Below are 21,736 nucleotides of genomic sequence, written 5' to 3'. Positions count from 1 at the left end.
CTAGCGATATAAATGATACTGCTGTGTTATTTCTGCAAATTGCTTGCTTTCCGCTGCAAACTGTTCAAGCAGCTGCTTGGCTTGCATATTTTCCGTACGATACATGTTGTCTCCCCCCAGCAAATCGATAAATGGACGAGAGCCCTCCTTCACAGGAGGCAGGAATGAAAATTGCTCGTACAAATCTCTTATCGTAAATAATAAGGTTACCCCAACTTCTAAAGGCCTCAGCATTTGGAGATCTGTAATGTAAATTTGTACCCCGCCGCATAGCTCGCCACAATGTTTAGATAACGTTGGCTTGAAATGAACTGGACGAAAAAGCACGCCCGGGATACCTTTTGCATTCATCTCATCTGCCAATTGCTGCGCTTGAATGAACGGAGCACCAATCATTTCAAACGGGAACGTTGTTCCACGTCCTTCGGAGCAGTTTGTGCCTTCAAATAAACATGTTCCTGTATATAATAACGCCGTTTCATATCGTGGTATTCCAAGTGAAGGATGAACCCAGGTTAATCCTGTATCCGGAAAGGACATGTTCCGTTCCCAGCCTTCCAAACGAACGACATGCAGCGATGCATTCCAATTCATTTGATCATTTGCCATCGTTGCTACCTCACCTGCTGTTAAGCCGTATCGCACGGCTAGCTCGTAATTTCCAACAAATGATTTGAAGCCGGGCTTCAAGACATTCCCTTCTACCGTTACCCCGTTAAGCGGATTAACACGATCAAGAACAACAAATTCTACACCTGCATTTGCACAATCTTCAAGTGCATACAGCATCGTATAAATAAATGTGTAATAGCGTACACCAACATCTTGAATATCGTATACAATGATGTCTACTTCATTCAGCATTTCTTTTGTTAAACGCTTGGAGTCTTTACGGTACAAGCTATAGACTGGAACATTCGTAAAAGGATCCATGTAAGTGTCTACTACTGCCCCTGCATCCAAATCTCCGCGAACGCCATGCTCAGGTGAAAACATCGCAGCAAGATTAAAATTTTCATGTAATATAGTAATCGTTGATGCAAAATCCTTCGTAAGACCTGTCGGCGCTGTAATCAATCCTACGCGCTTACCTTCGAACAAATAACGATAATTCGTTATAGAATCAATCCCATTTAACACCATATGAAGCTGCCTCCTAGCTGCTTTTTAGCATAAATGAATAGAACAAGGGAATGTTTCCTGCTATACATAGAAACACTCCCTCTTAGCTAGTTGAATAGTTACCAAAGACTAGACTGCCTAACCTTCACCGTTTCAGCAGGCACCATAAATGCTTCTGCATATGTCTTTCTTGCTTCACAGCCGCGAACAACTGCTAGTGCTTTGTAGTAATCCATGTATTTGAAAGATTTGCTATTCGTCACAAACCAATGCTTGCTTAAAGCATCTATCCATAGATCAAATGCCGCTTGATCGAAATCCACATATACGTAAGGGACATAATCAACCGCATCCTCCCAGTTTTCGGAGTAATATAATCTTGCTGCAAAGTGCGCGGGGAGCGCTCGTTCAAAGGATGATAGACTTGCGAAGAAACGGGCATCATTTACGATATGATGCGTTAGCGCATGGTCCTTATGCATACTGTTTTTCCAGTGTGTAATAATAATGTTAGGCTTCACGCGACGAATTACATCACAAACCTCCATACGAATTTCTTGATTGTCAGGCAACTCTCCGTCACAATAATCATCGAATACAATGGCTTCACCGCCTAGCATATCCGCAAAAACCTGTGCCTCTTTCACTTTTTGCTGACGATATTCCTTCATATCCTGTCCTGCCGGGACCCCTCGTTCACCCGCAGTTAACGCTAATGTCACAATGCGATCTCCCTTTAAACTATGACTAGCGAGCACACCACCAGAAGCTAGCTCCACATCACCAACATGCGCTCCAATTGCTAATACTGTGAATTTTTCGCTCATCTTTAAAGTTCCCTCCGCAATATAGAAAATTGTTTTTCAATAGTAAAGCCCGCTTTTTGATAGATTCTAAGAGCCGGATTATTATTTCCAGTGAATAGAGAGATATACTGACAGCCCACATTTTGAAAAGCTTCAACCATTCTGAAAAATAATACACTGCCAAGGCCATGACCCTCATGCTCTGGGTGCACTCCGATACCGCAAAAAAATGCTCTTCCATCAGGCTGCGAAATAATTGGACCTGCAAAGCCCACAACCTCGTTGCCGTACACAGCTATTACAAGTGGTGCGCCAACCTTCACATAAGTAACAACATCCTTCTTCCACTGCGGATTTTGCAGGGCAGCAAGTGTTGCTTCAAGCCCAGTATGTAAATCAGGGACATAGGACGTAATGTAATAGTCCTTGCTATTTGCATGGGTTTCCTTATCTAAAATATCTTCTGGAACTATAAAGCTTCCTAGTTTTAAATACATGCCGCATTGCGTCGCTCGATCTTCGTAGCCTCTAGCCATTAAAGCTTCATATAATGGCAGGTCCTTACTGATGCCCGGGGCATTATTATGCTCATGCTGAGGTGCACTTGGAATACTCCACTTCAGCTTAACAGGGTTGAAAAACAATACATCCGCTTGTCTTTTCCCAAGTTCTTGGAATCTTTTTTCTAAACGCAATAGAAAAGCATCGTAAAGCTCCAGAGAAGCCACATGGGTATCTATAATAACACTCGTAATATAACCGGCCACATCTCCAAGAGGGAGATCGTCACCGCAGCAGCCAGCTGCAAAACCAACAATCCCTTTTTCGTCACAGCCTACCCATATACAGTCAGCGTCAAAATAAGGATGGTCGATGAATGTATCTTGAAACTCTCGCTCTGTAAATGGCTTATAATCATATTTTGTAGCCTCACGATTCCAAAGCTCTACAACTGCAGAGTGATCTTCAATTGAAAAGGGTCTGATTTGCACCATTTAAGCCTCCTGTGAACGTCCAATATAGGGCCAGGAAATTTTGCCCATTACTACTGGCTGTGAAGCTCCAGTTACTAGCGGGATATTGTTTGGTAAGCGCTCCATCGTGTAATACGCAAGCAGAGCAAAAGCAATTGCTTCCTTAGCATCACTATTACCACCGATATCCTCCTGCGTCAGCACCTGCACGTTATGCGGTGCAAATAAGTGCTGTAAATTACGCAAAAGCGTCTTGTTATAGCTTCCACCGCCGCCAATTAACAATTGCTCAGCCTGGTGCTGCGGTGCAATATACCATTCATAGCTATCGACGATGCTCCAGGCAGTTAAGTACGTAGCTGTTGCAACAACATCTTCTGCTTTCCAGTGATTAACCTTCATCATTTCAATAATTTGTGCCACGTATTGTTGGCCAAACCGTTCTCTGCCTGTCGATTTTGGTAACGGCATCCTATAATATTTATCCTGCTGCATCCATTTCAATAGCTCATCAATCACTTGACCGCCCGCACCAATTTCGCCATTAACATCCATGGTCATTGGTGCAAATAATTGCGATACAAGGCCATCGATAATCATATTTCCAGGACCCGTATCAAAAGCAAATACCTCATCTGGTGAGGCATTTACAGGCAAAACAGTCACATTGCCTATTCCGCCAATATTTTGCATCAGAAGTGTTTTCTTTGGATTGTTAAACAATAAGTATTCGGTAAATGGTACTAACGGAGCTCCTTGTCCACCCATTGCCATGTCAGCAACTCGAAAGTCTGATACGCAAGGAATTCCTGTGCGATTGGCGATAACCGCACCATCCCCAATCTGAACGGTACAATGCAGATTATAGCCGCCCATAACATTCTCATCCGGAGCATGATAGATTGTTTGACCATGCGATCCTACTGCGAATATTTGCGAAGGCGAAAGGCCGCATTTCCCTATAACGGATAATGTGGCTTGGGCGTATAATTCGCCAAGCCACATATTCATTGCGCCAACCTTATCAATCGTAGCGCTAGCGGGATCAAAAAGCTCAAATATGGAGTTTCTAACTTGCACCTCAAAAGGTGTGTTTTCAAAAGCCAGTAATTCAATCTCTACTCCATGCTCTTTTTCGGCTGATGGGAAAAGCTTAACTACTGCTGCATCAATACCATCTACTGATGTACCGGACATCAAGCCAACTAAGTATGTTGCATCAACTTTTGATTGTTTGTCCATTAACCTTTCACCGCTCCAACTGTTACCCCTTCAAGGAAGTATTTTTGTAAACTGAAGAACAAAATAAACATTGGAACTGCTGAAATGGTTGCCCCCGCCATCATCGGTGCAAAGTAAGTTGTATTCGCAAAGCGAAAGTTTTTCAAGCCGACCTGAATGGTTTGCATATCCATCGTATTCGTTACTAGGAACGGCCAGAAAAAGTCATTCCATGCCGCCATGAACGTTAGGATTGCTAGTACTGCCATAATTGTTTTAGATAGAGGCATAATGATATACCAGAAGATTTTAGGCTGGGAACAACCTTCGATTTTAGCAGATTCAATAATTTCAACTGGAATGGAGGACATGAACTGCTTAACCAAGAAGATGTTGTATACCGTTACTATGCTCGGCATAATCAACGCCGTGTACGTATTTTGTAATTCAAAAATATTTACGATCAAAATATATAGTGGAACCTGAGTGACTTGAACAGGAATCATCATAGATCCCAGCAAAATAGCGAACAAAATGTTTTTCCCTTTAAATTTCATTTTTGCAAAAGCATATCCAGCAAGTGTAGCAAAAAATACATTAGATACCGTGATACACGCTGCCACTATAAAGGAGTTCAATAACCAGTCCCATGTATGTGGGCTGAAGTTAAAGAAGAATTTATAAGATTCAAATGAAATCTTCGATGGTAGGATAGAATAGCTCATTGCACCAGCTTCTACCGGATCACCGAACGAGGAGATGACCATAAAGTATATCGGGAATATGGTAGCTGCGGCAAATAGGATAAGGAACGTAATGTTTGCACCATTACGTATAAACAGATACCCTTTGCTTCTTAAGCTGTTGTTGTACAAACCCATAGTATTCTGCTCCTTTTCCTAGTATTCTACATCTTTACCTATAAACTTGAATTGAAGGAATGATATAAATCCGATAATCGCTGCTAGAACTAATGATTGTGCCGCTGCCTCACCAAACTCAAAATATGTGAACGCATTGTTAAAGATTAACAAACCTACCATTGTTGTTGCATGGTCTGGTCCACCGCCTGTCATAAGATAAGCGTTTTGGAATACTTGGAAGGAACCGATAACACCAGTAACAAGTAGGAATAGCGTTGTTGGCTTAAGGAAAGGGACAACGATAAACCAAAGCTTTTGCAGGAAAGACGCGCCATCAATTTCAGCTGCTTCATAATAGCTGTTATCAATAGCGAGTAATGCGGCTATATAAATAATAATTGCCGTACCATGACTTGATAACCATGACATTAACACAAGTGAGAACATTGCAGTTGCACTGGAACCAAGCCAGTTTTGATTTTCAATACCTAAAAAACTCACGAGCTTATTGGCAATACCTGATTTTAACGGATCGAAGATCCACAGCCACACAACAGAAAGCGCTACACCAGATGCTACGGCTGGCAAGTAATATAGTGCTTTAAAGATCGTTTGTGTTTTTTTCTTGAAAGGAATAATCAAAATTGAAATTAAAAATGATAGAAGAATATTAAACGGAACAGTTAATAACGTATATACTAACGTGTTTTTCAGCGCTTTCCAGAAAAGTTCATCTGAAAACGAGTTAACGAAGTTATCCATGCCGACAAAAGTGGATCCTAATGGACCATATTTTTGTAAGCTGATAATAAAAGCATTGATGACTGGATATGCGGTAAATAAAGAAAACGCAATAAGTGCTACTGCGATAAACGCGTATCCCCAACCTGAGTCACTTTCGAGTTTCAATTTTTTTCTTTTAGTCAACGTTTGATTCATTGGGTCGCACCTCTCTTCTAAAAACAGTACAAGCTCTAGCTAATTTAGAAGGAAAGCTGTACGTTCTAGCTACGCACAGCTTTCACATGTCAGCCTACGACAGACTAGTCAACTACAATACCATCTTTACCGAAAGATTTAATTGCAGCTGCTTTAACTGCATCATACATTTCTTGTGGAGCAATCTCATTTGCAAGTAAGCCTTGTAGTTTAGGAATAATAACTTCTGTTTCAATTTTTAATGCTTCAGCAGCCAGATCAGTAGGAATATCTGTACGAGCCGGAAGCGCTTTTGCCATCATAGCTTTACCTGCAGCAACGTTATCTTCGTTACGAGGGAATTTTTCAAGTACTTCTGCATTACGTGCAGATTCAGTAATTGGTGATAAGAACAGCTCATTACTGTAGTTAGCAGCAATTGAACCAGAAGACAAGAAATTCGTTGCTAGGGCAATATTTTTGATGTGCTCTTCAGATGGAGCTTTTTTACCACGAAGTGCGATATAACCATCAACGATTGAAGTAGGGACATAATCGGCACCGTTGAATGTTGGGACTGGAAGTGAAATATAATCAACTTCAATAGAATCTGCAACAGCTGAACCATCGTTCGCTTTAATCTTCTCATTGTTTAGACGAGCAGAGTTTTCAAATGCAGATAAACCCTTACCTGTGATCATCGTTTGACCCGTTAGGAACATGTTCCACCGTTTACCAGCATCGATAGAGCTTAGCTCTTTAGGCATAGAACCATCGTTGATCATTTCGCGAATAGATGTAAGTAGCCCCAAGAAGTTTTTGCTTGTATACGTGTATTTAAGGTCCTTATCGAAGTAATCTGGTAGACCTGCAGTTTTAGCAAGAATAGCCAGATAGTCTTTAGATGCTACACCAGATGTTGCGAACACGAAACCATAACGAGTAGTTTCACCTTTATCATTTTTCACTACGCCTTTAGAAATTGCATTACGGAACTCTTCATAAGTCCAACCGTTTTGTTGAATGCTTTTCCAATCAATTCCGGCTTCTTCAAGGAATTGTTTGTTACCACCGATAGTGTGGATTTCCATATACGCTGGTAGGCCGTATTGAGCGTCACCTAGTTGGAAATATTTCAATGGAACTTCGTCATAATCTGCCTTGGCTTCATCAGAAAGGGCACCGTTAAGGTCGATTAGTACATTAAGTGCTGCATATTTCGAAATTCCTGAAGCACCGATAAAAGCAATATCTGGAGGAGAACCTGCATTTACTTGAGTATCAAGTTTTTGCGTCATATCTTCCCAGCTCGCTGGCTCAATTTTCAAAGTCAAGTTAGGATGTAGTGTATTAAATTCTTTTTCCATATCAGCAAAACGTGTTTGATAGTTCGCTGATATCGGAGGTAAAAGTGCTGTAATCGTATCCTTTTTAGGCTCAGAACCACCGTTACTAGTTCCTGTGTTACCGGAATCTGTAGAAGCTGGAGCGTTATTTCCGTTTCCTCCGCAAGCCGATAATAGTGATACCATCATGATTCCTGACAAAAACAGAGTTAATCCACGTGATCTTTTTTTCATCGAAAACAGCCTCCTCAATTATTAATAGCATCCATCCTGTTATTCCACTTTTCACACCTAAGCCAATGATGAGATTGCCTGTTTCAAGCGTCCTCCGTTTGCATTAAGTACTTGTTCTGCTTCTTTTGCATCTAACCCCGATTTAATCATCATAATTGCCAGCTTACAGTTCATAGATGCTTTTTCAAGTGTTTCTGCGGCGGTTGATGTATCTACACCGGTCGTGTTCATGATGATACGAATCGAGCGATCTACGAGCTTAAAATTACTAGCCTTCAGATCAACCATCAAGTTGTTGTACGTTTTTCCTAACTTGACCATTGTGCATGTTGTCAGCATATTAAGCACCAACTTCTGAGCAGTTCCTGCCTTTAATCGAGTCGAACCGCTAATGACCTCCGGTCCTACAACAGGTGTTATACAAACATCTACAATGGGTTCGAACTTTGAGCCTCTGTTGTTACAAACACCGATAGTGGCTGCTCCAAGTTCCTTTGCTTTCGCTAAAGCTGCAATAACGTAGTTTGCACTACCGCTTGCCGAAATCCCAATAAGTACATCTTTGTTTGTTACACCAATGCTTTCGATTAATGCGATCCCTTCATCCATATCGTCTTCACAGCCTTCAACCGCAGTACGCAAAGCAATATCACCACCAGCAATATAGCCCTGCACCAAGGAAGGATCTGTACCAAAGGTAGGAGGACATTCGGAAGCATCCAGAACACCTAATCTTCCTGATGAGCCAGCTCCTATGTAAAACATTCTTCCACCATTAGACAACCTATGATGTAGAATATCTACCGCCTTTGCAATCTGCGGAATCTCCTCAGCTATAGCTCTGGGGACCAGTGCATCTTGTTGATTCATTAACTGGATCATTTCTTCCGTAGTACATTCATCAATCATTAATGTGTCTGGATTCACAGCCTCTGTTGTCAATCCCGCAAGGTAGTCATTCATAGCCATCCTCCTTCTTCCCAGCCTTAATCTGTCATTGAATTAACAAAACGCGTTAGATTAACTCACAATCATTATGCTCTTATACTAATACAACACCATCGCTTCGTCAATAGATTTTGAAATATAATTTCATAAAGAAATTAAATTCTGATGTTTTATTTCATTCCTTACATACTATGTTATACCACATTTATAAAGCGCTTACAAGATGCAATTTAAATTCTTACCAATTGCTTTGATCGCTATGGCTCTAAGGTTAAAGCGATTTTAAAAAATGTATTATTTGCTGATTATCGCTCCAAACGAAACATAAAGTTACATCATCCGTTTTCAACCGGATGATGTTTCGTCTTCGATTCCATTCATTTTCTTTCTCATAATTGTGTGCCAAGCTACTAATTATTGAATTAAACTACTTATTATATTCATTAGATCAACGTATTCATCATGTAGATAATCTGACATGGATTGATAAGTAGTACATTTTAGTACACGAATAAGTGAATGAAATACAAAAAAAAGAAAGCATTGATCCATGATCAATGCTTTCCTCCACATTCATTCTATCAGAACCTAATTTCTAAGTTTTTTCTTTAATATATTATGCGTTTTTGTTAAGTAGGTTTTTACTTCTTCATATTCTGCACTTGCGACACCAGCAAATAATATGTCGATGATCGTAAGCATCGCAATACGCGAACCCATAGCCCCACTGCGGATTGTTATTTCAGGTGTGGATATGCTCAGTACAATATCCGCCCGCTCCGCAAGCTCACTTTTATTGTACTTCGTAATCGCAATACATTTCGCTCTATTCTTTTGGGCAATTTCCAGTGCATCAATAATATCACTAGTTGCTCCAGAGTTAGAAATGAAAATGGCAACATCCTCTTTCTCAAGTAAAGTTGCTGCCGTGAGCTGACTATGACCATCTGTATAGGCATGACACATCTTATTAATTCGCGAGAACTTCTGTTCCCCGTCCATACAAACGAGTCCCGAAGCACCTATTCCAAAGAAAACAATTCGCTTACTATGACATAGTAATTCTACAGCTCTTGTAATTTCTTTTCGATCAATAACACTAAGCGTATCCTCAATGGACTTGCAATTATTCAATGAAATATTTGATATAATTGTCGAGAGATCATCACCTGGCTGAATATCTGTATATTGAGCCTTTGAATCCTCATCACGAGAACCCAAAGATGCCGATATACTCACAATAAAATTGCGGTATCCGCTGTAACCCATCGTCTTACAGAAACGAAGGACAGATGCATCGCTTGTCTTACTCGATTGAGCCAATTCCTTAATCGACAAATGAGGGATCTCTTCCGTATTTTCTAAAATGTAATCTCCGACCAATCGTTCAACTGGTGTAAAACTCTCTCGCATCTCACGAATTTTAATTAATACGTTGTCATTTAGACTCATAATCTACCTACTCTAGATTTAATTAACACCTTAAATAATATCATAAACAATATAAACAACCTATTTCAAGAACAAAATACGTTTTGGCATATCAAAAGCTAATATTAATTAATCTATTAAAATCATCCTACTCTTAGGTCATCTGGTGACTTTACGTTGATTATAGCGTAATAAAGTTGTAAGGTATAGTCGATAATTATATACTTTCTGATATGGTGAAACAAGGGACCACAAAGGTCCCCGAAGATTCTTTCTATTGTTCTCAGCATACGTATAACGCATGTATTTTTAAATTTTACTGCCGTCTAAATATGACCCGATTTGTCAACTGCATTCTTTGATGTAGCACAATTACTTGAACCATTTAATTTGCTAGCAAGCTGCTTTAATGCAGTCAAGAACACCGGCATGGCCGCTACACTTAGTAATAATAGTGCAATGATTAATACGATTGCTACCTGTATAAGTGTCATTACGCCCGAAGGAATCAACGCGGCGCAGGTGCCTCCTAGAATAAAGGCAGCAGACAATACTACACTAACCATAACATGATGCCACTCAATTCTTGATCCAACATCCCCTTCAAGCTCGTTATACCGCATCATCAGGAATTTTTTGCGGAATGTAGAATCTTTCCGTTGTCTTGGATTTGCTAAAATCGCTTAAGAATTTTTGCGCATCTTTCAAACCACCGCTTACTTTATCAAGACCTTCACTACTAGTAGATAGACCAGATTCCAGCTTCCCCATCTGGTTCTGCAGGTCATTCAGAACACCCAGCAATTGCTTTTGTCCATCATTAATTTGAGTCACGCCTGATTGCAGCACAGCGGTTTTTTCCGCTATTGCCAAAGTTTGCTGAACATTAGGGTCGTTTGCCAGCTCTGGTTTGCTTTGTACCAAATTATTCACTAACTGCTTCTCCAACTCCTTGCCATCTAGGTGTGTAGTCATTTCGGTGATTCCAAGCTAGGATTTCTTATCCTGCAATGCCTTGATGACTGAGGCAATAGAATACTTTTTTGTATCGGTTAGGGCCTCATTGCTGCCGCTGTTAAATACCGCAATGATATCAAATGTTTCTTTGTTACTCTCATTCATGGTTTTTAACATCATATTTGCCAGAGCGCTTTGTGCAGTATCAGGTATCTTTATTTGCCCTTTCTCCTGCACCAGCTTTTCCATATTCGGCATCGTTATCAAGGCGACGATTGTAAGAATAATCCACAGTAAAAAATTAGGTTCTCCAGTCCCTTATCTTTTTCACTTAATACCTTCCTTTCATTTCTCGGAATGAATTTTCATTCTGAACGTAGTGACAAAGGAACCTAATGCTCCTTAGTCGGAAAATCAGCAGACTCCCTGCAATCTAATGGCATTCCAAAAGCTGTCTGTAAGTTCTTCTTCGAGACTCAAGCCAATACAGTAACTCACTTTCTTCCATCATTTTAGCGAACATCTTCAAAGGGCCATATACAGTGCAGATCAATGCCATGGAAGGCAGGGGGCGAAACAATTTCTCCTCCTTACCTGATTTGGGTATATCTAGAATGAATTTTAATAAATCACCGATTATTGCTTTGCTATGTTCGTCTAAGTAATATCCATCTTCATGCAAGCCTTTCTTTTGCGATTTTTTTGCGCAAGAAATAAAGAGTCCTTTATAATGTAATAATGTACATAAAGACGGATTTGGAGGGAAACAAATGGCAAGTCATAAATGGGTATTAATCATAGACGATGAAGATGATTTAGCTCGTCTGATGAAGGCAGTTTTACATAAAGAAGGTATTGCAGACGTTGTAACGGCCGGGACAGTTGCAGAGGGATGGGACAAGTTTCAGGAGTATAATCCTGAACTTATCTTGCTTGATATTATGCTGCCAGATGGAGAAGGATATGACTTATGCAGAAAAATTCGGGAAACATCAAATGTACCGATCTTATTTATGTCTGCAAAGGATGAGGAAATTAATAAGCTGTTAGGACTGGCAATAGGTGGCGATGATTATATCACTAAACCGTTTAGTCCAAAAGAAGTCGCTTATCGGGTAAAAGCACAGCTGAGAAGAGCTGGCTTTACAGAGGAAAAAAAGGCTCCGAAAAGTTTGCAAGTTGGCCCCTTTGAGCTTAGTGCCAACGAGACAGAATTAAAAAAGAATGGCGAACCCCTTGTGCTTACCGCCAAAGAAGTCGGTTTAATGAGCTGTTTCATGCATCATCCGAATCAGATCATAAGCAAAGAAACCTTGTTTGAACAGGTATGGGGTGAAGATTTTTTTGGTTCCGATAATACAGTGATGGTACATATTCGCCGCTTACGCGAAAAAATTGAGGCTGACCCTTCAAAGCCCGCCTTTATATTAACGGTTAAAGGTTTAGGTTATAAATTACATACCAAGGGGTGAGATAAGTTGAAATGGAAATTGACACTCCGTTTTTTAAGATCGGTCATGACTATTGTTGTGATCGTTGGTATAGTAAATGCGATTTTATTCCTTTTTATATTCTTTTTACAGCTAAAAAACAATAATTTCGGCACTGAAGAAGCATCTGCAGAAACCTTTAGCCGGACCTTTTCACAATATGTAGAACTACAATCCGGCAGACCCGTTGTCAACGAAGATGGCCTCAAAAAACTACAGGAAATGAGCGCCTGGGTACAATTTTTGAATGACCAAGGGGAGCAAGTAGCAGCCTTTTATGCCCCTGAAGAATTGCAAACAGCGTATTCTCCTATTGAAATCGTACAAATGTATAAGTATAAAGAATTAGATGCAAGCACGACTGTTTTTGTCAGCACAGCCCAAAATTTCAGCTACTTTTTAGGGATTCAAAATCCGAAAATAGGCCGCTATGTAATGACCTATGACTACGCTAAAATTTTCAAAGATGTTAATATTTTTCTCTCCATTTTTCTTATCGTTGATGTTCTTATTGTAATTATCATTGGATTTTTATTTGGGAAAAAGTTAACTGCACCACTTCATACATTGATAGAAGGTATTCAACAGCTCAGGGAACGACGTTTTAAGAAAATGCCTACTCCCAAAGGTGTGTATGAAGATGTGTTTCGTAATATGAATGAGCTATCTGAAAAGCTCGATCGACATGAAGAGGAACGTAAGCATCTCGACCAAATGCGTGAGGAATGGATTAGTAATGTTTCACATGACATGAAAACACCACTCGCTTCTATTCAAGGGTATGCAGAATTTATAAACGACAGTGCCACAGATTTAACAGCACAAGAATTACAGGACTACACAGCAATTATCAAGAGTAAATCGATGTATATGAAAGATTTGTTAGATGACCTCAATTTAACGACGCGTTTGCGTAATCACCAGCTATCCCTGCAATTTGAAGAAGTAAATCTCGTTCAGTTTCTACGAGAAATGACGATTGAACTTTTAAATGACCCGACCTTTGGTGAACGGCAAATAGAGTTTGAGGCAAATGAGGTTACAGCCGTATATAAAGTAGATGAAAAGTTACTAAAACGAGCGATCCTTAACTTTATCTACAACGCGCTGGTGCATAACGATGAAAATGTCGTGGTGAAGATTCGAGTGGAAACCATTCATCCGCATACCCAAATTACAATTTCTGATAATGGCCAGGGTATTCCGTCTAAAGATCTGGAACAGGTATTTGAGCGCTACTATCGGGGTACAAATACTACAAGCACACATGGAACTGGACTCGGAATGGCCATCGCAAGAGACATTATTTGGGCTCATGAGGGGAAACTCGATTTGACGAGCGTTGAAAATACCGGAACCACCATTACCATACTTTTATAATACAATTGCCTTACTTACTCATTAGGCAGAAAAAAGGGCTGTACTCCACTTACTTTATTGGAGACAGCCCTTCTTCAATCTATTAGTTTTTTAGTGCCTTTAGCGGAATATCCTCTAATTTCACTTCATCGAATGAGGATACTTGATCACCTTTTTTTACATACATTTTCAAGTAAGCTCCTTTGCGAAGATTTTTTTGTGCATTAAATTGGAGTGGAATGGTTTCACCTTTGGCATTTGTAGCCTCCAGTGTATACGAATAGGAAGTCATCACTGTACCATCGTTCAGTTTATATTCATGGGCTTCCCCATCCTTTGTTATTTGTAAATAGTAATTATCGGCATTAAAGCGATTGAAGTCAAATTTAGCTAGAGCAAAGACACCTGCAGCTCCTATAACAAACAAAATACCAATAGTAATTAGAAATTTTTTCATCTCAATCATCCTTCTGTTCTATTATTTAGTGTGATAATACGATTGTAAGAAGCTACGGTTAACAAATAATACAATCCGTAAATTACGGTATAAGCAATCATCCAGAGCAACACAGGTTTTGCTAAGTCCATCATCATTAGACTAGAGAAGGCTTTTAAAGCTACTACACTGTGCAATAACCCAACTGTGAGCGGTACTACAAAGATAATGAATACCTGTGACGCAATGGATTTTCGCATTTCTTTTGCATTGACACCCATTTTATGCAGCATATTGTACTGAGATTTATCTTCTTCTGCCTCAGTTAATACCTTAAAGTAAATGATACTGCCTGTTGCAGCCAGAAATACGAGACCCAGAAAACTTCCTATAAATAGTAGAGAGCCGACACCTTCCAAGCTTGTTTGGTAATCTTGCGGACCACTCGAGAATAACGCTTCTTCTGGTAATTGATTTGCTATTTTTTTAGATAAATCTACAGAGGCATGATCTACCCCGAGGACACGATAATGCAGCACTTTCCCATCATTTTGCAATATTTCATACTGATCATCTGAGACTACTACGGTTATACCTGCTGTACCTACATTCAATACGGTTTGCGTGTTAAAGCTTTGGAATGTGAGTGGATGGCCGCTGCCTGTTGTTATAGTTTTTCCTGTATAGTTAGGCGAGAATCTTTTGTCATATCCGATATCTAAAATAACCGCATAGCCGTCCTTTATATCTAATTTTTCTTTATGCTGTACACTTGCTAATTGGTTGTAGGTTTTTTCATCGATAACTGTATATTTTCTTTTATCAGAGCTATCGAATGTGGATGGTGAGTTTAACTCTTTCGTATGAAACGTAATGGATAGTGCTTCAAACTTTTTATCGTATTTTGTATCTGATAGCACAGCACTCACTTGCCTATCCAATTCTGAATCTGTTGATTGATACATAAAGGTATTCGGATTAATCGTTTTCGCCGAGTCATTCGTATTGTAATAAAGACTATATACCGCTCCACCGGCAGTTACTGTCGTAGCACTTAACACCGCAATCACAGTTAATGTTCGGGCATTCCCACGGATACGGTAGAGCAGCTGTGAAATAGTCATTACATGAAGGCCTTTCCACAGCCACTTTTCATTTTTCTTAATCATCGCTAACACAAATCCAGTCACACTGTGGAATAATAAAAAAGTACCCATAATAACCGTTGTTAAAATAATGAATACCGTCATAAGAAAACCAATTTGAGCCCATACGTTAGAAGTGAATAAATCCTGCATCGCGAGCCAATACCCTAAGACAATTAGCAATATTCCAAGTACAGCAACGATCATCGATGATTTGGGCGCCACTTCTCCCTTTTTTGAAGCATGAAATAAATCAATCAGTTTAAATTGATAAATCAAGCGATAGCCTTGAAAGGATGTGACTAAGAAAATAATCAGAAATACGATAGCAGTGTTCTTTGCTGCCGCCGCTGAAAATGTAAAGGGTGCTATAACGTTATATCCCATTAAATGAATCAAAATCGTCATAAACCCTTTTGAACAAAGGAACCCAAGTACAATCCCTACTACTAAAGAGAATAATCCTAATAATAGATTTTCAAAAAAGAGCATAAAGCCTATCTGACGATTACGAACACCAAGCAGCGCATACAATGCCACTTCTTTTTTACGTTTTTTCATGAAAAACGAATTGGAATACACTATAAATATGACCACGAAAAAGAAGAGAATGACTGCGGCTCCACTCATTAGTGAACCTAGTTTTTGGGATGAAGCCGTCTGTTCTGCTATCGTGTCACTATATTTCAAGGTCACAAATGTAAAGTAAATGATGATACTAAACACCATCGAAGCAATGTATAAAAAATATTGAGAAAAGTTTCGTGCTATATTTCTTCTGGCTAGACTAAATAACGTCATCTACCTCACCCCCAATGGCTGCATGAACATCTAAGATCTGTTGGAAGAAGGCTTTGCGTGTTTGATCCTGACGATATATTTCTGTTGAAAATGAACCATCCTTGATGAAAATAATCCGGCGGCAGAAGCTTGCGGCAAATGCATCATGGGTCACCATCATTATGGTCGAATTGTTATTTCCATTTAGGGTACTTAAGCTTTCCAATAAACCGGTTGCTGATTTGGAGTCAAGCGCACCTGTTGGCTCATCCGCCAAAATCAGTGCAGGCTCCGTCACAAGCGCTCTAGCTGCAGCGGTTCTTTGCTTTTGACCCCCAGAAATTTGATAAGGATATTTTGCCAGTAAATCTTCAATCCCAAATACTTTAGAGATCTGAGTCACGAGATGATTGATTTCCTTTGCTGGAACTTTAGCAATCGCCAAGGGAAGCAATATATTCTCCTTTACAGTCAAGGAATCGAGTAAATTGTAGTCTTGGAAGATGAAGCCGAGATGTTCACGTCGAAAGTCTGCTAAAGCGGCTTCCTTCATATCATGAATACTCTTGTTCTTCATATAGATCTTGCCTTCAGTTGGAGAATCTATAGTGGCTAACAAATTTAACAAGGTTGATTTCCCCGCTCCGGAAGGGCCCATAATCCCTACAAACTCACCTGCATGAATGTCAAAAGACACATTTTCTAACGCTGTATAAGCAGCGCTTAACTTCCCGTACACTTTTTTTACTTTTTCAACTTTTAACAATGGTTCCATTCATTTCACCTCATAATTTGCTGATACTTTTACTATAGGCGGCGAACCTTACAGCAAATTCATGCCAACCTTACAACAAGCTTAAATCTACAAAAAAAGGGATACCCTGTAGCCATTTAAGACTACGGAGTATCCCTTTGCTATTGAATAGGATTTGAGTAAGCGCCTCAGCTTTATTTTTTCCTGGTTGTATATAAATCAGATGCATCATCAAAATAGAAGCGGCGTTTCTGTTTGCCAAACACGACTAATATCGCATGGATGAACAGCACGATCGATAATATGAACAAGGTCAATCCAGCACCCAGCGTTAAGAATATGGATGCCTTATAAAATGGAGAATCCATTGATAGCTCCACGTTATTTAACGTATTCGCAATGACTGTTATGAAGTATATCGCGTAAATCGCACCAAAGCGTTTAAATAATCGCTTGTTTGTTTCCTTTTGGCTTACTTTACTGTCATAGAGATAGCGCATAATTTTCGTACCGATGGTCGCTCCGTTCCAAATCCACGGAATTATAAAAAGTGTTATAAAAAGCGTCACTGTCGTCGCAATAAATTCACTAACGATATTCACGTTGGTCATACTCAACACCACTTTAACCACTATGTTGCTGATAAATATATCAATCATAACTGCCAGCAACACAGACATCCCTTTCACTTCATCAAGAGCCAATAATGTTTCTGCTTTCTCATTAATTTTCTTTTTGGAGGGGAATAACGCCAACACGGCTGGAGCAATAAAGAATCCCAGTACCCCGCCAGTAGTATTCAACAATAAATCATCCACATCAAAAATACGATAAGGGCAATTATAAATTCCGTAAATGCCGGTTACCTGTGTGACCTCATAAAATAAGGTTAGTGAGAAGGTGATCCCTAGCGCTTTCTTCCAGTGTTTCTTGTCTTGAAAAAAGTATCGCAAATAAACACCAAAAGGTAATAACAGCAAAAAATTAAAAAAGGCTTGATAGAACGATGGTTGGCTAAATAACAGTCTATACGTTGCAGGCTGTGACAGAACTACACCACTATTATCAAAGGTACTCACAATAAATTGAAAAGGTATAAGGGAATAGTGTTGTGTACCCGGTTTTTGTAGCGAACAAGTATTGCGTGTTTCTGGCAACGGCAACAAAACTAAAAATAACGCTGCTAGAAAGTAAAAGATAAATGAAAACGAAATTAATGTAGTTGAAAAAGGCAGATAATTAAACTTTCTATAGGTATACACGAGCCATGGGATAAATAAGGCGAATGCTAAAACAACAAAAAAGATCGCTGCCACAAAGATTGGTTGCGTATATGCTGACATTTCTAGTTCACACCCCATAATTATTTAGTATTCATATTAACCATAAAACGGATTCTAATTCAACTGGAGTTGGAACATATTATCAGATTTAAGGATTCTGTAATGTTGACATTCATTTAATGTAAGGTTCGCAACTTATAGTGACTTCTAGGCAAATAAAATTATTTTCAAAGGAGAACTATAATGAACCCCTCCATCTCACAAAAAGAAAGAATTATTTCACTCGACATCATTCGCGGACTTGCTCTTTTTGGCATACTGCTTATAAATGTTGGGGGCTTTAAACTTATTATGGAAGGAGATCCCTTGCCAGACTATAGTGGCATTAATGGAATCATCAGTACTTTAATCACCATCTTCGTACAAAAAAAATTCTTTTCTATTTTTTCATTCCTTTTTGGAGTAGGCCTGTACATTTTCGCCTCAAGAGCTGAAAGCCGGGGAGATCAACCAAGAAAGCGTATGGCTAGACGTTTACTAATCCTCTTGCTGATGGGAATCATTCATATATTTATCTTTTGGGGATCGATTCTCCCCGCTTACGCCATTATCGGATTGTTGTTGATCCCTTTTTATTACGCGAAGATTTCTACCCTTAAAAAATGGCTTGTTGGCATGACATTAATTTATATCCTTTGCCTGATGTCAAAAATATTTTCACCCTCGCTTGGGGTGTTATCAACTGTGTTAGATCTGTTTTCTAATGACGCTATACAAATCTTCATCATGTTTTTAACTGGCTTTTTAACCGCAAAATCAGGTTGGCTGACACGCATACAACAATTGTACAAACCGATTAGATGGATTCAGATTGTATCTTTTCTTTTGTTCGCTGGTTTCTCATTATGGATTTGGAACGCTTCTCAAAGCGGGAACAGCTATGTAGATTCAGTTACAGCCATAGGGTCACTTCCAACCACTTTGTTTTACTTAACCACATTATTTCTACTATTAGAGAATAAACATATCGTGAAAATTTTGAGACCCATAGCACGAGTTGGTCAAATGGCATTTACAAATTATGTAGCTCAAAGCATTATAGGGACAGCAATCATTTCAATTATAGGTCTCGAAGTCGTCTCACCAAAAGATATTCTCTACATCGCTGTTCTGATTTATTTGATTCAAATCATTTTTAGTACCATCTGGTTCAAGTTCTTTTCTATGGGACCCTTAGAAAAGGGTTGGCGCTTGTTGACATATGGAACAAAACAAACTACAAAACGATAAAAACTCTCGCTAACTTGGGCAGCGGTGGTAGTTGATGTTCTCATTTTTCCAATTAAGCATCGTTTTCATCCACTTTTAACAGCTTCGTGTTCAATCTTATCGCTCTGTTCACACCAACGGTTGAACCGCATGTTCGATGAATTTGTCTTATCGTGATATCTTTATCCTCAGTTGCAGCGTGCATCTTTACCGGAAGTTCGCAAGAATCGAAAAATTCATAAAGAAACGCCATCCTTTCCAAAAATTCTATAGAGAGGATAACGTCTTTTTGCTTTATAGGTAGTGTAAAACCTTAGCTTGATAGCGATGGGGTAGCGTCAGGAAAATGCGGTTATCCTGCCGCTACCCCGTATACAAATTAAGTTACAAACAACTAATTTGAACTTAATGCATTATTGACAGTTGCGCTGTCCACGATTTGAATAAATTTATTAACCTTATCATTCTCATCAAATTCATATAGATGGCAAAAGTCTGCTATAAATGATTTTCCTGTTGCTTTATACGTCCCACTATATTTTCCGTAGACGATAACAGTGTTATTATTAAACGCATAGATTTCATCTTTTGCAGAATAGCCATCCCATTCGGTTCCAAGGCGTTCATGTGCGTTTTTCACTACTTCATCTGGACCTACATAAGTACCCGCATAAGGAAATCCAGCAGCTTCTGTCCAAGATACATTATCACTTAAATACATTTTGAAGGCATCCAATTTTCCTTCACCGGTTAATACATACGTTTCATGTAATAATTTTTGATAAATATTCATAACATTACCCCCAAGGAATTTCTTTCGTTACAACTTTTGCACTTAATTCTAATACGCCTTTATTTGCATAGCCTGGATATGCTGCTTCAAGTTTTGCAACAAAATCCGTAGAAGTTTTACTTTCTTCAGAGGCTTTAATTGCAGTTTTTAGATAATTGCTAGTTGCAATAAGGGCTTGATTATCTAAGGATTTTTCTATTGAACCATGGCTTGGTACGATTATATTAGCATTTAATCCTTGTAACACTTTCAAGTTCTCAATCCAAGCTTCCATTGCTTCTTTTGAGCTAGTATCTGCTAAGAAAACATGTATTTCGTTGAATATTTCAATGCCACCAATCAATAATTTCAATTCTCTGTTAAACAAGCTAGTTCTGTAATTATCTAAACCTACAAGTTCAAATGTTAAACCTTGAAAGTCAATAGTTTTTTCTGCAAATACTTGAGGCAATACAACATTACCTGGCGCGTTTTCTCCAAGTGCATCTTTCCAAACTTTTAATTTACCTAAAACAGAATGAACAATATGTTCAACAGTAGATTCTGTGGCATACGCAATGGCTTCTGGATACGCTGCTTTAATACTTTCTAACCCAAAATAGTAGTCCGGATCTCCATGAATAATAAAAATTTTATCTAAAGACAAGTTATTTTCATTTAGGAAATCAACAATTTCTTTCGAATCGGATTGAGTAAATTTCGCATTTATTAAGAATGCATGTCCTGCTTTTTCAACTAAGGTTGCAGTCACCATAAAACTTTTTTCTTCAGAACTAAATATCGTCAATTTCACATCATTTTGATTTATTTCGATTGTTTTAAACATAGAATTTTATCTCCTTTTTATTGAACCATCTTTAATTTCTAACGCTTTTTCAGGAGCTTTATTCTTCCTCTCAGCCGATATATTCTGTGGAATGATAAATGTTTTATACCTTAAATTAAAATCCTTAATAACAATCTTTAAAACGTGCTTCAATTTTATCCGATGTCATTACTCCGCCACCAATAGTAATTAATTGGTTATCCTTGTGTAGAAGTAAAGAGGGGTAGCTATTTATACCAAGTTGTTGAACCGTGTTGAAATCATTTTGAACATCTATTATAGTTTCTTGAGATTTTAGTCGCTCTAGTACTTGTTCAGGATCCAAATGATGATCAATAGCTATCTTACGATATGTTTCAGGGTCACTCAGACTTTTTCCATTATAATAAAACGCTTTTTGCATGGCAGAAGTAAATTCTAATAAACGGTTCGGTGCTAATGAACGTAAAGCTGAAAAGCCAATTGCAGCATCCTTTGAATTCATTGTAAAAGTACCTTCTGACAACAACGCCTGATATGAAGGACCAAATTCCGCACCAGTAAGTTCATTAATTCTTTTATTACCTTCTGATATATATGAGAATTTTTTTATTGGCAGATTATCTAAAAATAATCCTCCGGATAAAACAGTTAACGGAATTTCAGGGTGATTTTTGTGAAAACCTTTAATACTTTCTGAAAATCCATAGCACCATCCACAATATGCATCCCATATATATATAAGGGTGTCTTGTTTTATCTCCATTAAAAACGCCTACCTTTATTTTTTATTATTAAGCAG

Annotated in this window: 22 protein-coding genes and 1 pseudogene; 3 read left to right on the top strand and 20 right to left on the bottom strand. The window is 38.8% G+C overall.

Annotated features, from left to right (window positions below; genetic code table 11):
* The 13 genes and pseudogenes from CA600_RS05960 to CA600_RS32170 all read right to left on the bottom strand — a co-directional run bounded on the left by CA600_RS05960 (nucleotide 1) and on the right by CA600_RS32170 (nucleotide 11,502).
* Nucleotides 1-1,143: an exo-beta-N-acetylmuramidase NamZ family protein gene (locus CA600_RS05960; protein WP_094869340.1), complete on the bottom strand. Its 1,143-nt coding sequence runs from the start codon at nucleotides 1,141-1,143 to the stop codon at nucleotides 1-3.
* Between the two features lie 98 nt (nucleotides 1,144-1,241).
* On the bottom strand, nucleotides 1,242-1,949 hold the full coding sequence (locus CA600_RS05955) for a PIG-L deacetylase family protein (RefSeq protein WP_076106428.1): 708 nt from the start codon (nucleotides 1,947-1,949) through the stop codon (nucleotides 1,242-1,244).
* Nucleotides 1,950-1,951: 2 nt separating this feature from the next.
* The gene (locus CA600_RS05950; protein WP_094869339.1) at nucleotides 1,952-2,923 is read right to left on the bottom strand and encodes a GNAT family N-acetyltransferase; all 972 of its coding nucleotides are present in this window, start codon (nucleotides 2,921-2,923) and stop codon (nucleotides 1,952-1,954) included.
* Entirely contained in the window at nucleotides 2,924-4,144 is a 1,221-nt protein-coding gene (locus tag CA600_RS05945; protein WP_094869338.1) for an anhydro-N-acetylmuramic acid kinase, read from the bottom strand.
* Nucleotides 4,144-5,004 (bottom strand): carbohydrate ABC transporter permease, encoded by an 861-nt coding sequence (locus tag CA600_RS05940; protein WP_042189606.1) that lies wholly within the window; start codon nucleotides 5,002-5,004, stop codon nucleotides 4,144-4,146. Before CA600_RS05940 ends, CA600_RS05945 begins: the two co-directional genes overlap by 1 nt.
* Before the next feature lie 18 nt (nucleotides 5,005-5,022).
* Entirely contained in the window at nucleotides 5,023-5,925 is a 903-nt protein-coding gene (locus CA600_RS05935; protein WP_060622964.1) for a carbohydrate ABC transporter permease, read from the bottom strand.
* 104 nt (nucleotides 5,926-6,029) lie between these two features.
* Nucleotides 6,030-7,484: an ABC transporter substrate-binding protein gene (locus tag CA600_RS05930; RefSeq protein WP_094869337.1), complete on the bottom strand. Its 1,455-nt coding sequence runs from the start codon at nucleotides 7,482-7,484 to the stop codon at nucleotides 6,030-6,032.
* A gap of 57 nt (nucleotides 7,485-7,541) precedes the next feature.
* Entirely contained in the window at nucleotides 7,542-8,447 is a 906-nt protein-coding gene (murQ, locus tag CA600_RS05925) for an N-acetylmuramic acid 6-phosphate etherase (protein WP_094869336.1), read from the bottom strand.
* A gap of 573 nt (nucleotides 8,448-9,020) precedes the next feature.
* On the bottom strand, nucleotides 9,021-9,884 hold the full coding sequence (locus CA600_RS05920) for a MurR/RpiR family transcriptional regulator (protein ID WP_094869335.1): 864 nt from the start codon (nucleotides 9,882-9,884) through the stop codon (nucleotides 9,021-9,023).
* Nucleotides 9,885-10,189: 305 nt separating this feature from the next.
* Nucleotides 10,190-10,495: pseudogene (locus tag CA600_RS32255) on the bottom strand (hypothetical protein); the annotation flags it as partial.
* Complete coding sequence (locus CA600_RS32250; RefSeq protein WP_094869333.1) at nucleotides 10,476-10,838, bottom strand: hypothetical protein; 363 nt, start codon at nucleotides 10,836-10,838, stop codon at nucleotides 10,476-10,478. The pseudogene CA600_RS32255 and the gene CA600_RS32250, both read right to left, overlap by 20 nt.
* Nucleotides 10,839-10,853: 15 nt before the next feature.
* Nucleotides 10,854-11,069, bottom strand: a complete 216-nt coding sequence (locus tag CA600_RS05905; RefSeq protein WP_094869332.1) for a hypothetical protein — start codon at nucleotides 11,067-11,069, stop codon at nucleotides 10,854-10,856.
* Between the two features lie 184 nt (nucleotides 11,070-11,253).
* Nucleotides 11,254-11,502: a hypothetical protein gene (locus tag CA600_RS32170; protein ID WP_179281548.1), complete on the bottom strand. Its 249-nt coding sequence runs from the start codon at nucleotides 11,500-11,502 to the stop codon at nucleotides 11,254-11,256.
* 88 nt (nucleotides 11,503-11,590) lie between these two features.
* On the opposite strand from CA600_RS32170, the gene CA600_RS05895 reads away from it, so the two are divergent.
* Nucleotides 11,591-12,292 (top strand): response regulator transcription factor, encoded by a 702-nt coding sequence (locus CA600_RS05895; protein WP_094869330.1) that lies wholly within the window; start codon nucleotides 11,591-11,593, stop codon nucleotides 12,290-12,292.
* Between the two features lie 6 nt (nucleotides 12,293-12,298).
* On the top strand, nucleotides 12,299-13,690 hold the full coding sequence (locus CA600_RS05890; RefSeq protein ID WP_094869329.1) for a sensor histidine kinase: 1,392 nt from the start codon (nucleotides 12,299-12,301) through the stop codon (nucleotides 13,688-13,690).
* 82 nt (nucleotides 13,691-13,772) lie between these two features.
* On the opposite strand, the gene CA600_RS05885 is transcribed toward CA600_RS05890, so the two are convergent.
* The 4 genes from CA600_RS05885 to CA600_RS05870 form a co-directional block, all read right to left on the bottom strand.
* On the bottom strand, nucleotides 13,773-14,126 hold the full coding sequence (locus CA600_RS05885; RefSeq protein WP_094869328.1) for a YxeA family protein: 354 nt from the start codon (nucleotides 14,124-14,126) through the stop codon (nucleotides 13,773-13,775).
* A gap of 5 nt (nucleotides 14,127-14,131) precedes the next feature.
* Complete coding sequence (locus CA600_RS05880; protein ID WP_094869327.1) at nucleotides 14,132-16,051, bottom strand: FtsX-like permease family protein; 1,920 nt, start codon at nucleotides 16,049-16,051, stop codon at nucleotides 14,132-14,134.
* Nucleotides 16,038-16,805, bottom strand: coding sequence for an ABC transporter ATP-binding protein (locus CA600_RS05875; protein WP_094869326.1), 768 nt, complete (start codon nucleotides 16,803-16,805; stop codon nucleotides 16,038-16,040). The genes CA600_RS05880 and CA600_RS05875 overlap by 14 nt, the downstream gene beginning before the upstream one ends.
* Before the next feature lie 173 nt (nucleotides 16,806-16,978).
* Complete coding sequence (locus CA600_RS05870) at nucleotides 16,979-18,127, bottom strand: VanZ family protein (protein WP_094869325.1); 1,149 nt, start codon at nucleotides 18,125-18,127, stop codon at nucleotides 16,979-16,981.
* 183 nt (nucleotides 18,128-18,310) lie between these two features.
* Between CA600_RS05870 and CA600_RS05865 the strand changes: the two genes are divergently transcribed.
* The gene (locus tag CA600_RS05865) at nucleotides 18,311-19,357 is read left to right on the top strand and encodes a DUF418 domain-containing protein (protein WP_094869324.1); all 1,047 of its coding nucleotides are present in this window, start codon (nucleotides 18,311-18,313) and stop codon (nucleotides 19,355-19,357) included.
* A gap of 373 nt (nucleotides 19,358-19,730) precedes the next feature.
* Here CA600_RS05865 and CA600_RS05860 read toward each other — a convergent pair whose 3' ends face one another.
* The 3 genes from CA600_RS05860 to CA600_RS05850 all read right to left on the bottom strand — a co-directional run bounded on the left by CA600_RS05860 (nucleotide 19,731) and on the right by CA600_RS05850 (nucleotide 21,700).
* Nucleotides 19,731-20,129, bottom strand: a complete 399-nt coding sequence (locus tag CA600_RS05860) for a nuclear transport factor 2 family protein (RefSeq protein WP_094869323.1) — start codon at nucleotides 20,127-20,129, stop codon at nucleotides 19,731-19,733.
* Nucleotides 20,130-20,133: 4 nt separating this feature from the next.
* Nucleotides 20,134-20,955 carry a cytoplasmic protein gene (locus CA600_RS05855; RefSeq protein ID WP_094869322.1) on the bottom strand — a complete coding sequence of 274 codons (822 nt, stop codon included), beginning with the start codon at nucleotides 20,953-20,955 and terminating at the stop codon, nucleotides 20,134-20,136.
* 124 nt (nucleotides 20,956-21,079) lie between these two features.
* Complete coding sequence (locus CA600_RS05850) at nucleotides 21,080-21,700, bottom strand: DsbA family protein (protein ID WP_094869321.1); 621 nt, start codon at nucleotides 21,698-21,700, stop codon at nucleotides 21,080-21,082.
* Nucleotides 21,701-21,736: the final 36 nt, after the last annotated feature.

This window comes from Paenibacillus sp. VTT E-133280 (assembly GCF_002264385.1).
Lineage (GTDB): Bacteria > Bacillota > Bacilli > Paenibacillales > Paenibacillaceae > Paenibacillus_AQ > Paenibacillus_AQ nitricinens.
Note: the sequence above shows the minus strand (reverse complement) of the source record. Positions and strands in the feature narration are given on the sequence as shown.

Excerpts from the sequence above, each read along its gene's own strand:
- CA600_RS05960 (WP_094869340.1), bottom strand. The coding sequence starts at position 1,143 with ATGGTGTTAAATGGGATTGATTCTATAACGAATTATCGTTATTTGTTC.
- CA600_RS05955 (WP_076106428.1), bottom strand. The coding sequence starts at position 1,949 with ATGAGCGAAAAATTCACAGTATTAGCAATTGGAGCGCATGTTGGTGAT.
- CA600_RS05950 (WP_094869339.1), bottom strand. The coding sequence starts at position 2,923 with ATGGTGCAAATCAGACCCTTTTCAATTGAAGATCACTCTGCAGTTGTA.
- CA600_RS05945 (WP_094869338.1), bottom strand. The coding sequence starts at position 4,144 with ATGGACAAACAATCAAAAGTTGATGCAACATACTTAGTTGGCTTGATG.
- CA600_RS05940 (WP_042189606.1), bottom strand. The coding sequence starts at position 5,004 with ATGGGTTTGTACAACAACAGCTTAAGAAGCAAAGGGTATCTGTTTATA.
- CA600_RS05935 (WP_060622964.1), bottom strand. The coding sequence starts at position 5,925 with ATGAATCAAACGTTGACTAAAAGAAAAAAATTGAAACTCGAAAGTGAC.
- CA600_RS05930 (WP_094869337.1), bottom strand. The coding sequence starts at position 7,484 with ATGAAAAAAAGATCACGTGGATTAACTCTGTTTTTGTCAGGAATCATG.
- murQ (WP_094869336.1), bottom strand. The coding sequence starts at position 8,447 with ATGAATGACTACCTTGCGGGATTGACAACAGAGGCTGTGAATCCAGAC.
- CA600_RS05920 (WP_094869335.1), bottom strand. The coding sequence starts at position 9,884 with ATGAGTCTAAATGACAACGTATTAATTAAAATTCGTGAGATGCGAGAG.
- CA600_RS32250 (WP_094869333.1), bottom strand. The coding sequence starts at position 10,838 with ATGACTACACACCTAGATGGCAAGGAGTTGGAGAAGCAGTTAGTGAAT.
- CA600_RS05905 (WP_094869332.1), bottom strand. The coding sequence starts at position 11,069 with ATGGAAAAGCTGGTGCAGGAGAAAGGGCAAATAAAGATACCTGATACT.
- CA600_RS05895 (WP_094869330.1), top strand. The coding sequence starts at position 11,591 with ATGGCAAGTCATAAATGGGTATTAATCATAGACGATGAAGATGATTTA.
- CA600_RS05885 (WP_094869328.1), bottom strand. The coding sequence starts at position 14,126 with ATGAAAAAATTTCTAATTACTATTGGTATTTTGTTTGTTATAGGAGCT.
- CA600_RS05880 (WP_094869327.1), bottom strand. The coding sequence starts at position 16,051 with ATGACGTTATTTAGTCTAGCCAGAAGAAATATAGCACGAAACTTTTCT.
- CA600_RS05875 (WP_094869326.1), bottom strand. The coding sequence starts at position 16,805 with ATGGAACCATTGTTAAAAGTTGAAAAAGTAAAAAAAGTGTACGGGAAG.
- CA600_RS05870 (WP_094869325.1), bottom strand. The coding sequence starts at position 18,127 with ATGTCAGCATATACGCAACCAATCTTTGTGGCAGCGATCTTTTTTGTT.
- CA600_RS05865 (WP_094869324.1), top strand. The coding sequence starts at position 18,311 with ATGAACCCCTCCATCTCACAAAAAGAAAGAATTATTTCACTCGACATC.
- CA600_RS05860 (WP_094869323.1), bottom strand. The coding sequence starts at position 20,129 with ATGAATATTTATCAAAAATTATTACATGAAACGTATGTATTAACCGGT.
- CA600_RS05855 (WP_094869322.1), bottom strand. The coding sequence starts at position 20,955 with ATGTTTAAAACAATCGAAATAAATCAAAATGATGTGAAATTGACGATA.
- CA600_RS05850 (WP_094869321.1), bottom strand. The coding sequence starts at position 21,700 with ATGGAGATAAAACAAGACACCCTTATATATATATGGGATGCATATTGT.